The sequence below is a fragment of the Brevundimonas intermedia genome (assembly GCF_027922165.1).
In the GTDB taxonomy this organism is placed as follows: Bacteria; Pseudomonadota; Alphaproteobacteria; order Caulobacterales; family Caulobacteraceae; genus Brevundimonas; species Brevundimonas intermedia.
This window is the reverse complement of sequence record NZ_BSFD01000009.1, coordinates 113,137-125,729: the sequence shown is the minus strand read 5'-3', so window position 1 is coordinate 125,729 and position 12,593 is coordinate 113,137. Positions and strand designations below refer to the sequence as shown.

General features: G+C 66.1%; 9 protein-coding genes. 5 read left to right on the top strand and 4 right to left on the bottom strand.

Features of this window, described 5'->3' with window-relative positions; translation table 11 throughout:
- Window positions 1–68 precede the first annotated feature (68 nt).
- Window positions 69–479 carry a BLUF domain-containing protein gene (locus PKE72_RS12120; RefSeq protein ID WP_271165639.1) on the bottom strand — a complete coding sequence of 137 codons (411 nt, stop codon included), beginning with the start codon at window positions 477–479 and terminating at the stop codon, window positions 69–71.
- Window positions 480–613: 134 nt separating this feature from the next.
- Here PKE72_RS12120 and hslV point away from each other — a divergent pair, with 134 nt between their 5' ends.
- A complete protein-coding gene (gene hslV / locus PKE72_RS12115) occupies window positions 614–1,168 on the top strand; it encodes an ATP-dependent protease subunit HslV (protein WP_271165638.1) in 555 nt (184 codons plus the stop codon).
- A gap of 50 nt (window positions 1,169–1,218) precedes the next feature.
- Complete coding sequence (hisS, locus tag PKE72_RS12110) at window positions 1,219–2,709, top strand: histidine--tRNA ligase (protein ID WP_271165637.1); 1,491 nt, start codon at window positions 1,219–1,221, stop codon at window positions 2,707–2,709.
- 373 nt (window positions 2,710–3,082) lie between these two features.
- On the opposite strand, the gene PKE72_RS12105 is transcribed toward hisS, so the two are convergent.
- Complete coding sequence (locus PKE72_RS12105) at window positions 3,083–5,203, bottom strand: M13 family metallopeptidase (protein WP_271165636.1); 2,121 nt, start codon at window positions 5,201–5,203, stop codon at window positions 3,083–3,085.
- A gap of 155 nt (window positions 5,204–5,358) precedes the next feature.
- Between PKE72_RS12105 and PKE72_RS12100 the strand changes: the two genes are divergently transcribed.
- A complete protein-coding gene (locus PKE72_RS12100; protein WP_271165635.1) occupies window positions 5,359–7,194 on the top strand; it encodes a cation:proton antiporter domain-containing protein in 1,836 nt (611 codons plus the stop codon).
- Between the two features lie 202 nt (window positions 7,195–7,396).
- Window positions 7,397–8,038, top strand: a complete 642-nt coding sequence (locus PKE72_RS12095) for a TetR/AcrR family transcriptional regulator (protein WP_271165634.1) — start codon at window positions 7,397–7,399, stop codon at window positions 8,036–8,038.
- A 91-nt stretch (window positions 8,039–8,129) separates the two neighbouring features.
- Here the strand turns inward: PKE72_RS12095 and PKE72_RS12090 are convergent, their stop codons facing one another.
- A complete protein-coding gene (locus PKE72_RS12090) occupies window positions 8,130–9,068 on the bottom strand; it encodes a DMT family transporter (protein WP_271165633.1) in 939 nt (312 codons plus the stop codon).
- A 143-nt stretch (window positions 9,069–9,211) separates the two neighbouring features.
- Between PKE72_RS12090 and PKE72_RS12085 the strand changes: the two genes are divergently transcribed.
- On the top strand, window positions 9,212–9,577 hold the full coding sequence (locus tag PKE72_RS12085) for a hypothetical protein (RefSeq protein WP_271165632.1): 366 nt from the start codon (window positions 9,212–9,214) through the stop codon (window positions 9,575–9,577).
- Window positions 9,578–9,650: 73 nt separating this feature from the next.
- Here the strand turns inward: PKE72_RS12085 and secA are convergent, their stop codons facing one another.
- Window positions 9,651–12,500: a preprotein translocase subunit SecA gene (secA, locus tag PKE72_RS12080; RefSeq protein WP_271165631.1), complete on the bottom strand. Its 2,850-nt coding sequence runs from the start codon at window positions 12,498–12,500 to the stop codon at window positions 9,651–9,653.
- Window positions 12,501–12,593: the final 93 nt, after the last annotated feature.

The following is a 12,593-nucleotide window of genomic DNA, read 5'->3' as shown; positions in this document are numbered from 1 at the left end:
GCTTTACGACCGAAGATCGATCTTTAGCCGTAAAGCGAGCAGGTTAACGAAACACGCAGAGCAGGCGGTCACGCGGCGCAGGCCGACACCCTCAGCCGGTCGCACGACAGCAGGCGCTCCAGCCCCTCGACGGCGACGTCCTCGAGCCGCCGTCCGTGCAGATACTCCGCCGCCTGTTCGGGCGTCAGGGCGCACAGGCGAACCGGTTCGTTGATACGGCGCTGAACGATCGGCCGATCCGACAGTATCCGCATCGCCCGATGCCGGGGATCGGCGAAAAGCCGCTTCACCAGCCGATCGAGGTCGGCGCGCATACCCTCGAGCAGCACGGCCGCCTGACCCTCGTAAAACATCATGGCGCTGCCGATCGCGTCGCGCCGGTTGTTGTGCTCGGACGCGCCGAGAATATCGACCACGCTCCCGGCCGAGCGGCCTATGGCGCCGACCGTTTCGCTCACAATAAGAACCCGATAGAGCAAATCTCTATCCCCGATTTCGCGTGATATTGGTGAATTTTCTTACTTTACACTGATAACTTAGGTCAAAATATGACACCGGTATCTGACATCGGGGCAGGCTTGATCCCGGAACGGCCTCACGCCATCTGGGCGTCATGACCCAATCCAACTTCCCAGACTGGCACGGCACCACCATCCTGGCGGTGCGCCGAAACGGCCGCACGGTGATCGCCGGCGACGGCCAGGTCTCGATGGGACCGACCATCGTCAAGGGCGCGGCGCGCAAGGTGCGGACCCTGGCCGGCGGCAAGGTGCTGGCCGGTTTCGCCGGCGCCACCGCCGACGCCTTCACCCTGATCGAACGGCTGGAGGCCAAGCTGGAACAGTATCCGGACCAGTTGGCGCGGGCCTGCGTCGACCTGGCCAAGGACTGGCGCACCGACCGCTATCTGCGTCGGCTGGAGGCCATGCTTCTGGTGGCGGACAAGTCGTCGATCTTCACCGTCACCGGCGTCGGCGACGTGCTGGAACCGGAACACGGCGTCGCCGCCGTCGGCTCGGGCGGCAACTACGCCCTGTCGGCCGCCCGCGCCCTGATCGAGGAAACCGACCTGGACGCCGAGGCCATCGCCCGCAAGGCCATGAAGATCGCCGCCGAGATCTGCGTCTATACCAACGGCAATCTGACGGTTGAGACGCTGGAGGGGTGAGACGCCCCGGCTGCGTTGCGAGCGGCGCCCCTTTGGCTTAAGGCCCCGCCATGACCGAAGACGCCCCCCTCCGCCCCCTCGCCCGCAATCCCCGCGGTTTCGCCGACAAGCGCGGCCGCGACCTGACCGCCGAACGCCGCATCGTGGCGCGCGTTTCCGAGGTCTATGAGCGCTGGGGCTTCGAGCCGCTGGAGACGCCGGCGTTCGAATACGCCGACGCCCTGGGCAAATTCCTGCCTGACGCCGACCGACCCAATGAAGGGGTGTTCGCGCTTCAGGACGACGCGGGTTCGGATGAACCGGGCGAATGGATGGCCCTGCGCTACGACCACACAGCGCCCCTGGCCCGGTTCGCCGCCCAGACCTGGGAGACCCTGCCCAAGCCGTTCCGCCGCTACGCCTACGGGCCGGTGTGGCGCAACGAGAAGCCCGGCCCCGGCCGGTTCCGCGAGTTCTGGCAATGCGACGCCGACACCGTGGGCTCCGACCGGCCCGAGGCCGACGCCGAGATCATCGCCATGGCCTGCGAAGGCTTGGCCGCCGCCGGGCTGGACGCGGGCCAGGCCCAGATCCGCGTCTCGAACCGCAAACTGTTCGACGGCCTGTTCGACGCCGGCGGCGTGACCGAGGCCGGTCAGCGGCTGACCGCTCTTCGCGCCATCGACAAGTTCGACCGATTGGGCTGGGAGGGCGTCGTCCAACTGCTGGGCGAGGGTCGTCTGGACGAGTCCGGCGACTATACCAAGGGCGCGAGCCTGCCGGCCAAGGTGACCGGCGCCATCGAGGCCTTCCTGGCCTCGGCCAACACCCCCGGCCTTTCACGGGCCGAGACGCTGGAGGCCGTGGCGCGGTCCGGGGACCTGGGCGCGGCGGGCGAGGCGGCGCTGAACGAGCTGGCGGCCATCGACCGGGCGCTGGGCGCCATGAAGGTCGGCCAGGAGGCCGTGAAGTTCGATCCCACCATCGTGCGCGGGCTGGAATACTATACCGGCGCCGTGTTCGAGGCCGAACTGCTGCTGGAGACCACCGACGACAAGGGGCGGCCGGTTCGGTTCGGCTCCATCGGCGGCGGTGGACGCTATGACGATCTGGTCGCCCGGTTCACCGGCCAGAGCCTGCCGGCGACCGGCTTCTCCTTCGGCGTCTCACGCCTGGCCTCGGCCCTTCGCGCGGCCGGACGCGGCGGCGAGCATGCCGTGCGCGGGCCAGTGGTGGTCATCGTCTTCTCTGAAGACGACATGAGCCACTATCTGGCCGCAGTCGCCGAGCTGCGGGCCGCCGGAATTGCGGCGGAACTGTATCTGGGCCGGGCGGGCATGAAGGCCCAGATGAAATACGCCGACAGGCGCGGATCGCCCGCCGTCGTCATTCTGGGCGGGGACGAGATCGCCGCCGGCGAGGTGACGATCAAGGACCTGGACGCCGGCCGTGCCGCCGCCACGGCTATCGCCGACAACGACGCCTGGAAGGCCGAGCGGCCGGGACAGATGAAGATCGCCCGCGCCGACATGGTTTCCGCCATTCGGACCATTATCGAATAAGCTTCGATAAATAAGTCTGTCTGGTAACAGTTATCGGCGATAAGTCGAAGAAAGTTCGATTCACCGTCACAAGCCCGTTGACGTCCCCGGCCCGGTTGCGGCAAATGAACTCACTCGAGGGCAAGCGTTGCTCAAGCGCGCAGCACTCGAAGGCGTTTCGGGGAGGAAACGTCCGCTCTTCAAAGAGCACGAAAGCCCGCTGCGATGTATCCCCCGCAGCGGGCTTTTTCGTGCCTGGAGCCTCGCACAAAATGCACGACCTGTAGATTTTTTCGATGCGATCTACAGATTTCGGACCCGATTTTTCATCCTGTCTCCACATGAAAAAGGCCGGGGCGAACCCCGGCCTTTCACGTCTTCAAAGACGCGCCGCCTACCAGATGCGGACGCGGTCTTCCGGCGTCAGATAGTATTTGGTCCCCGGCTCAACGTCGAAGGCGTCGTACCAAGCGTCGACGTTGCGCAGCGGGCCGATGACCCGGAACTGGGCCGCCGAGTGCGGGTCGGTGGCGACCTGCTGCTTCAGGGCCTCGTCGCGGTACTTGGACTGCCAGACCTGGGCCCAGCCGTAGAAGAAGCGCTGGTCGCCGGTGGTTCCGTCCAGCACCGGAGCGGGCTTTCCGGCCAGCGACAGGCGATAGGCCTCCAGACCCACGGCAACGCCCGAGGCGTCGCCGATGTTCTCGCCCATCGTTAGGCCGGGGTTGATGGTGTAGCCGGCGATCGGCTCATAGGTGGCGTATTGGGCGCCCAGGCGGGCGGTCAGGGCCTCGAAATTGGCCTTGTCGGTCGGGGTCCACCAGTTGCGCAGCACGCCGTCGCCGTCGGACTTGGAGCCCTGGTCGTCGAAGCCGTGGCCGATCTCATGGCCGATCACGCCGCCGATGCCGCCGTAGTTGACCGCCGGATCGCCGTTCGGATCGAAGAAGGGCGGCTGCAGGATGGCGGCCGGGAAGACGATCTCGTTATTGGCCGAGTTATAGTAGGCGTTGACCGTCTGAGGCGTCATGCCCCACTCGGACTTGTCGACCGGCTCGTCCAGGCGGGCGAGATCGTAGTTCCATTCGAACAGGCCGCGACGCTCGGCGTTGCCGACCAGGTCGTCGGCGCGGATTTCGAGACCGGAATAGTCCCGCCACTTGTCCGGATAGCCGATCTTGACGGTGAATTTACGCAGCTTCTCCTGAGCCGCCGCCTTGGTCTCGTCGCCCATCCAGGTCAGATTATCGATCCGGTGCGACAGGGCGGTGCGCAGATTGGCGACCAGTTCTTCCATCTTGGCCTTGGATTCGGCCGGGAAATACTGGGCGACATAGAGCCGGCCCGTCGCCTCGCCCAGCGAACCTTCGGCGAAGGAGATGGCGCGCTTCTCGCGGGTGCGCTGTTCGGGCTGGCCCGACAGGTCGCGCGAGCGGAAGCCCCACTGGGCGTCCGAGAACCGCTTGGACAGCAGGGGCGCCATGTCGTCGGCCGTGTGGAAGGCTTCCCAGGCCTGGAGCAGTTCGACCGGCGTCTCGGCGTAGATGGCGGCGATCTTGGGCATGGCCGTGTCCTGACGCACGATCAGGCGCGGCACGCCGCCCAGTTCGGCGGCGTCGAAATAGGCCTGCCAAGCGAAGCCCGGCGCGTCCTGGGCCAGTTTGGCGATGGTGTATTCGTTATAGGTGCGGTCGCGGTTGCGGTTCTCGACCGGGCTCCAGTGCGCCTCGGCGATCTTGGTTTCCAGGGCGACGATCTGGGCGGCGGTCTCGGCCGGATTGGCCCAGCCGATCATGCCAAGCATATCGGCGACATAGGCCTGATACTTCTCCTTCTTATCGGCGTAGCGGGCGTCCAGATAATAGTCGCGGTTCGGCAGGCCGATGCCCGACTGGCCGGTGGAGACGACGTAGCGGGTCGGCTGTTTCGCATCGATGGTGATGCCGCTGCCGAAGAAGGATCCGCCGAAACGGCCGACGGTCTGGCCCATATAGACGGCCATCTTCTCATGGCTGTCGGCGGCGCGGATGGCGGCCAGATAGGGTTGCAGCGGCTGGGCGTCCAACTGCTCAATCCGGGCCTCGTTGATGTAGGCGCGGTAGGCGTCGGCCACCTTGGCCTCGTCCGAGCCGGGCGCCAGATCGGTGCGCGAGGCCAGGCCCAGGACCAGTTGCTTCATCCGGTTGTCGGACAGTTCGCGCAGCAGGGCGAAGGAGCCGTAGCTCGTGCGGTCCGACGGGATGACCAGCTTGTCGAAGGCCGCGCCGTTGGCGTAGCGGAAGAAGTCGTCGCCCGGCTTCACCGAGGTGTCGCGGCCGGCCATATCGAAGCCCCAGGTCCCGTAGCGGGGGGCGTCCACGCCCTGCCAGCCGGCGGCGGTCTCCTCGCCCGAGAACAACGAGACGATCGAGCAGGTCTCGTCGATACAGGCGTGGTCGTGATCGACGTCCTGGGCGAAGGCGGCGGCAGGCAACAGGAGGGCGCCGACGGCGGCCCCGATAAGCAGTCTTTTCATCACTGTATCCTAGGTTCCACCCCCGAAACGGGCGGGTCGGAGCGGACCCTAGACCCGAGGCCGGGACTGTCGCCTTAAAAAAAGTTCATGAAAGGGGCGCGACCTCTCGCCACGGGCGGCGGTTCGGGGTCAGATGCCGCTGATACGGAGGGCGGATGCAGGGGCACGGCGGGGACTATAAGGATCTGGTGGTCTTTCTGGCCGCCGCCGGGGTGATCGTGCCCCTGGTCAACAGGCTCAAGATCAGCCCGGTTCTGGGCTTTCTGGCGGCTGGGGTGGTGCTGGGACCGGACGGGCTGGCGCGGTTCTCGGACGCGGTTCCGTGGCTGTCCTATTTCACCATCAGCGATCCGGGCCAGCTGGCGCAGCTGTCGGAGCTGGGCGTCGCCTTCCTGCTGTTCATGATCGGGCTGGAGCTGTCGTGGGAGCGGCTGCGGGCCATGCGGCGGCTGGTGTTCGGCCTGGGGCTTATGCAGGTCGTCGCCTGCACCCTGGTGCTGGCGGGCCTGTTCATGCTGGTGGGTCAGACCCCGGTCAGCGCGGCGGTGCTCGGCATGGGTCTGGCCCTGTCGTCGACGGCCGTGGTCATGCCGGTTCTGGCCGAGAGCGGGCGGCTGAAGGGGACGGTGGGGCGTTCGACCTTCGCCATACTGCTGGCCCAGGACCTGTCGGTCGCGCCGATCCTGATCACCGTCAGCGTTCTGGCCGCGGTCGCCCAGGCGGGCGGCTCGCTGGATCCGGCGGTGCTGGGACGGTCGCTGTTCACCCTGGTGCCGGCCGCCATCGGCCTGGGGCTGCTGGTGCTGCTGGGCCGGGTGGTGCTGCGACCGATGTTCCGGTCCGTCGCCCGGGCGCGCAAGTCGGCCCAGGGCGGCGAGCTGTTCGTCGCCGCCAGCCTGCTGGTGGTAGTCGCCGCCGGTCTGGCGGCCCAGGCCAGCGGCCTGTCCATGAGCATCGGCGCCCTGGTCGCCGGCGTCCTGCTGGCCGAGACCGAGTTCCGACGCGAGGTCGAGGTCTCGATCGAACCGTTCAAGGGCCTGTTGCTGGGCGTCTTCTTCGTCGGGGTCGGCCTGGGGCTGGATCTGGGCGCGGTCGCCGCCAACCCGGTCCTGCTGTTCGGCCTGGCCCTGGCCATCACGGTGGTGAAGACCGGGGTCATCTTCGGCCTGGCCCGGCTGTGGGGCCTGGGCGCCAAGCCGGCCATCGAGACCGCCCTGGTTCTGGCCCCGGCGGGCGAGTTCGCCTTCGTGGTCTTCGCCACCGGCCTGGTCGAGGGAATCGCGCCCCCCGCGGTGACCAGCACCGTGGCCCTGTCGGCGACCCTGAGCATCTTCTCCATCCCCCTGCTGGCCCTGCTGGGTCAGCGGCTGTCGCGCGAAAAGGCCCCGGACCTGCCGACCACGCCCGAGGGCGCCGCGCCGCCCGAGCAGACCGACGGCGCCGTCATCATCGTCGGTTTCGGCCGGGTCGGGCGGCTGATCGGAGAACTGCTGAGGGAACACGACCAGCCCTTCATCGCCCTGGACACGGACGCCGCCGCCGTCGCGGCCGGACGCCGCGACGGGCTCGACGTCTTCTATGGCGACGCGGGACGGGCCGAGATGCTGGCCCACTGCGGCGTCCTGTCCACCCGCGCCCTGATCGTGACCATGGATGCGCCGACCAAGGTGGATGAAGTGGTGACGACGGCGCGCGCCCTGCGTGGAGACCTGATCATCATCGCCCGCGCGCGCGACGACCAGCATGCGGCCCGCCTCTATGCGCTGGGCGTCACAGATGCGGTGCCGGAGACGACGGAAGCCAGCCTGCAGCTGGCGGAAAACACCCTTGTCGATCTGGGCGTGCCCATGGGGTTGGTGCTCGCCTCCATCCACGAAAAGCGGGATCAATTCCGCCGAACCTTTCAGGCCGCCATACCCGCCGGAGGACGCAGTAGAACCACCCGAGCGTTGAGAATGCCCCAGAATGGGACAGGTAACCAGAACAGTTAAGCTTAGATTTCACATCCTTAGCTCACACATCTGCGTTCGCGACCCATTTTCGTCATGGTTCCATGATGCAAGCCCTGCTTCGATATCGCGCGTTTGGCGGGCGAAGAGTCAAAACGTCTCACCCCATAGTTCAAGCGACGACCCAATCCACTTCGGGCTCCGTCAGGGCTTCCGAAAATGCGTAGAGTAAAAGCCTGATTTCATGACCGATTCCGTTCTTTCGACCGAAGCCGCCCCCCGTCTTAACCGCCGCCAGGCCGCCAAGATCCGGACACGCCAGAAGGTTCTGGACGCCGCGCGCTCGCTGTTTGCCGAGCGGGGCTATGAGCCGGCGACGATCCGCGACATCGCCAAGGGGGCCGGCATGTCGACCGGCGCCGTCTTCGCGAACTTCCAGGACAAGGCCGAACTGTTCGAGGCCGTCCTGACCGAGGACATGTCGCGTCTCGCCGAGGTGGTCGAGGCCGGCGCGCCCGAGGGCGAGCCGGTTCGCCAGCGCCTGCTGGGCGCCCTGAGCGCAGGCTATCACTCCTCTCTGGACCAACTGCCCCTGTTCCAGGCCATCGTCGCCCGGTCCTGGTTCCAGCCCCTGGCCGCCGAAATGCGCGCCCGCGCCGCAACCAAGAACCTGCTTTTGGCTATTGGCGGCATACTCCAGGAAGCCGTCGCGAAGGGCGAACTGAGCAAGGACGCCGACATCCGTCTTTTGGTCGAACTGATCTGGGACGCCTATCTGTCGAACTACCGCCGCGCCGCCTATGACGAATGGGACGCCAAAGCCCTGTCCGATCATATGGGCAAGCAGATCGACGTCATCCTGGCCGGCGCCCTGTCGAAGAAATAAGCGATCGGCGGCCCCTCCAAGCCTCCCCATCCAAAGCCCGCACCGCTTTCCGGCGGGCGGGCGCCAGGAGCACTCCGGCTCGCCGCCTGCCCTAAACCGGCGGCGCGGTCGTCTGCATGAGGGCGTCCTTGCGGCGGACGTGTTCGCGCCAGGCGGTGTAGAGGCCGCTGGCGGCGATGAGGGCGGCGCCGGCCAAGGTATTGGCGCTGGGCGTGGCGTGCATCAGCCACCAGCCGAAAACGACGGCGCCGACGATCTGAAGATAGTCGAAGGGCGCCACGACCGCGACGGGGGCGGCGCGCAGCGAGGCCGTCATGAACAGCTGGGCCAGGCCGCCGGCTATGCCCGAACCGATCAGCAGGCCGAAGGTGGCCGGGCTGTGCATCTTGCCGACAAAGGCCAGCAGGATCGCGCCCACCACGGACGAGGCGGCGAAGAACCAGAAGACGATGGCGGCGACATGTTCGGTGTCGCGCAGCTGGCGCAGGGTGATGGTTACGCCCGCCGTCAGCAGGGCGCCGGCCAGGGCAAAGCCGATCCCGACCAGAGGGATGGCGTGATCCCCGCCGCCAGAGATCAGGGCCACAGGCCGCATAACAATGATCACCCCGACGAAGCCGACCGCAACGGCGGCCCAGCGGCGCGGCCCCACCGCCTCCTTCAGGATCAGGAAGGACAGCAGGGTGGCGAAGATGGGTGAGGTGAAGCTGAGAGTCGTGGCGTCGGCCAACGGCAGCATCGTCAGGGTTTGGAACAGACACAGGATCGAGGCGATGCCCAGAGCGCTGCGGCCTGCGAGCGCCCAGGGGCGGCGGGTCGTCAGCCCCGCCAAGCCCCCCGGCTGGGTCAAGACCCAGATCACCACGACCGGCAGGCCGAAGAAGGCGCGGTAGAACAGCATCTCGGCCGCCACCACCCCGTCAAACGACGCCAGCTTCAACGTCGCCGTCATGATCGAAAAGGCGCCCGCAGCCGCTACCCGGAGCGCGATGCCGCCGGCGATGTCTTCGACGCTGGTTCGGGCCTTCATATCGTCCTGTAGATCCTGCAGCCCCGACCGTAGCCGGGTTCGTATCGCGCGAGGGAGCCTTTAAGCACAGGCGGCGTTAACCGATACGAACCGACCAAGCTTGGCCGGCGCGTTTTTCGAATTTAATTCGCAGGGGTGATAAGATGGAAAATCTGATCGATCAGATCGGCGACTTCCTGAGTGGAATCGCCGGTCTGGCCAGCGCCGGTTTCGACGGCGTCAACCAGGTGATGGGGCTGATCATCGCCATCATCGCCGCCCTGCTGATGGCGGACTGGCGGTCGCTGGCCTCGACCGCCCTGGGCGCGACCCTGGTGCATCTGATCGTCCTGGCGATCCTGCCGGTGCTGAACGGCGGCGAGTTCGCCCTTCCGGCGATCCTGACGGTCAGCTTCTGGATGACGGCCCTGGCCCTGTTCCTGGGCTATGCGATCGTCATCGCCATCTTCTTCTTCATCAGAACGCTGTTGACGGGGACCGCGTTCGGGCGAAGGCGCGTCGTGCGCTGATAATGAGCCTGCACTCCCAGTTCCGTCACCCTCGGGCTTGTCCCGAGGGTGACGGAACTGGGGATGTCGGTCCTTAGACCAGCGCCCCGTGGCAGTGTTTGAACTTGCGGCCTGACCCGCAGGGGCAGGGCGAGTTGCGGCCGGTCATTTCCCAGCCGGGCGGCAGGGCTTCGACCGGCAGCTTGGAGCGGTCGTCGCCGATCAGGGTTGCTTCGGGATTCTGAGCCGACGGATTGGCCATCTCGTTCTCGCCGGTGCCGGGGTTCAGGTGGATTTCCTGGAACTCGGGCATTTCCGGCGGCGGCTGGAAGCGGAACTCGACCGTCATCAGCCAGCGGGTGACGTTGTGGCGCAGGTCGTACAGCAGGTTCTCGAACAGCGAGAAGGCCTCGGTCTTGTACTCGTTCAGCGGATCGCGCTGGCCGTAGCCACGCAGGCCGATGACGCCGCGCAGATGGTCAAGGTGGACCAGGTGCTCGCGCCATTGCATGTCGATCATCTGAAGCATGAACTGCTTTTCAAGGCCGCGGGTCTGGGCAGCGCCGATCTGTTCCAGGCGTTCGGCGGCGCGGGCGTCGGCGGCGGCCAGCAGCCGCTCCTCGATCTCCTCGTTCGACACGCCTTCCTCGGCGGCCCAGTCGTGTAGCGGCAGTTCCAGACCCAGGGTCGTGCGGACCCGCTCGTCCAGGCCGTCGATATCCCACTGTTCGGCATAGGCCTTGGGCGGCATATAGCGTTCGACTAGGTCGGACACCACGTCGCGGCGGAAGTCTCCGACCAGTTCCGACAGGTCCTCGGAGTCCATGAACTCCTGGCGCTGCTCGAACACGGCCTTGCGCTGGTCGTTCACGACGTCGTCGTATTTCAGCAGGTTCTTGCGGATGTCGTAGTTGCGGGTCTCGACCCGCTTCTGGGCGGTCTCGATGGCGCGGTTCAGCCAGGGGTGGGTGATGGCCTCGCCTTCCGCCACACCGAAAGTCTTCATGATCGAGTCGAGACGGTCGCCGGCGAAGATGCGCAGCAGGTCGTCCTCGCAGGACAGGTAGAATTTCGAGGTGCCGGGGTCGCCCTGACGGCCGGTGCGGCCGCGCAGCTGGTTGTCGATCCGGCGGCTCTCGTGGCGCTCGGTGCCCAGGACGAACAGACCGCCGGCGTCCAGCGCGATCTTCTTCTGCACGGCGATGTCGGCCTTGAACTGGGCCTCCTGCGCCTGCTCCATCTCGGGCGTGACCTCGACGGCCATGTTGCGCTGTTCCAGCAGCCATTTTTGCATCTTCATCTCGAGGTTGCCCCCGAGCTGGATGTCGGTGCCGCGGCCGGCCATGTTGGTGGCGATGGTCACCACGCCCGGCAGACCGGCGTCGGCAACGATATAGGCCTCCTGCTCGTGCTGGCGCGCGTTCAGGACGGAGTGCGGGATGCCCCGCAGCTTGGTCTCGTAGGTGATGTCATAGGCGGCGTCGCCGATCTTCTCGGCTTCCTTTGCCTTGCCCTCGTACTGCGGCTTCAGCTTGCGCGAGACCTCGACCTTGTACTCGTACTTGCTCAGCAGTTCAGACAGTTGTTCCGAACGCTCGATCGAGACGGTGCCGACCAGGATGGGCTGACCCGCCAGGTGGCATTCGGCGATCTGTTTGGCGATGGCCTGGTTCTTTTCGGCGTGGGTCCGATAGACCTCGTCGTCATAGTCCTTGCGCTGGATCGGCCGGTTGGTCGGCACCTCCAGCACGTCCATCTTGTAGATGTCGCCGAATTCCTGCGCCTCGGTCGCGGCCGTGCCGGTCATGCCCGACAGCTTCTGGTAAAGGCGGAAATAGTTCTGGATGGTCACCGAGGCCAGCGTCTGGTTCTCGGGCTGGATCTTGACGTCTTCCTTGGCCTCGATGGCCTGGTGCAGACCTTCGGACAGACGGCGGCCGGTCATCATCCGGCCGGTGAATTCGTCGATCAGGACGATCTCGCCGCCCTTGATGATATAGTCCTTGTCGCGCTGATACAGGGTGTTGGCGCGCAGGGCCTGATTGGAGTGGTGGACCAAGCTGATGTTGGCGGCGTCATAGAGGCCGGTGGTGTCGAGGGCGAAGTGCCCCCCCTGTTCCAGAGCCTCTTCCAGACGCTCAGACCCCAGTTCGGTCAGCAGAACCTGCTTCTGCTTCTCGTCCAGCTCGAAGGTGTCCTTGTCCTTGATCAGCTCTTTGATCAGGGTGTCCAGAACCTTGTACAGGTCCGACCGGTCCTCGGTCGGGCCCGAAATGATCAGGGGCGTGCGCGCCTCGTCGATCAGGATGGAGTCGACTTCATCGACGATGGCGAAATTGTGCGGGCGCTGCACCATCTCGCGCCGGTCATAGACCAGGTTGTCGCGCAGATAGTCGAAGCCGAACTCGTTGTTGGTGCCGTAGGTGACGTCGGCGGCGTAGGCGGCCTGGCGCTGGCCCTGGCTCAGGCCATTGACGATGACGCCCACTTCCAGGCCCAGGAAGCGATAGACCTTGCCCATGGTCTCGGCGTCGCGGCGGGCCAGATAGTCGTTGACGGTGATGACGTGAACGCCCTTGCCGGGCAGGGCGTTCAGATAAACGGGGGCCACGGCGACCAGGGTCTTGCCCTCGCCGGTCCGCATCTCGGCGATGCCGCCTTCGTGCAGGATCATGCCGCCGGCCAGCTGGACGTCATACTGACGTTGGCCCAGCACCCGCTTGGACGCCTCGCGCACCACGGCGAAGGCTTCAGGCAGGATCTTGTCCAGGGTCTCGCCATTGGCCAGACGATCCCGGAAGGCGTCGGTCATCATCCGCAGCTCGTCGTCCGACAGGGCGGCGAACTTGGGCTCCAGCGCATTGATGCGCTGGGCGTGGTCCTGGAAAGCCTTGACCTTGCGGTCGTTGGAAGAGCCGAAAAGTTTCTTGGCGAAGCCGAGCATATTGGATCCGGTAAGCGGTCGAGCGTCTGCGAGCTGAGCGGCTCTGGAAATCCCGAGAGGGGCGGCGGTACGGACGCCGCAAGAGGGGCCCGA

Coding starts and splice junctions, on each gene's coding strand:
- PKE72_RS12090 (WP_271165633.1), bottom strand. CDS start 9,068: ATGAAGGCCCGAACCAGCGTCGAAGACATCGCCGGCGGCATCGCGCTC.
- hisS (WP_271165637.1), top strand. CDS start 1,219: ATGACCGAAGACGCCCCCCTCCGCCCCCTCGCCCGCAATCCCCGCGGT.
- secA (WP_271165631.1), bottom strand. CDS start 12,500: ATGCTCGGCTTCGCCAAGAAACTTTTCGGCTCTTCCAACGACCGCAAG.
- PKE72_RS12085 (WP_271165632.1), top strand. CDS start 9,212: ATGGAAAATCTGATCGATCAGATCGGCGACTTCCTGAGTGGAATCGCC.
- hslV (WP_271165638.1), top strand. CDS start 614: ATGACCCAATCCAACTTCCCAGACTGGCACGGCACCACCATCCTGGCG.
- PKE72_RS12100 (WP_271165635.1), top strand. CDS start 5,359: ATGCAGGGGCACGGCGGGGACTATAAGGATCTGGTGGTCTTTCTGGCC.
- PKE72_RS12105 (WP_271165636.1), bottom strand. CDS start 5,203: ATGAAAAGACTGCTTATCGGGGCCGCCGTCGGCGCCCTCCTGTTGCCT.
- PKE72_RS12095 (WP_271165634.1), top strand. CDS start 7,397: ATGACCGATTCCGTTCTTTCGACCGAAGCCGCCCCCCGTCTTAACCGC.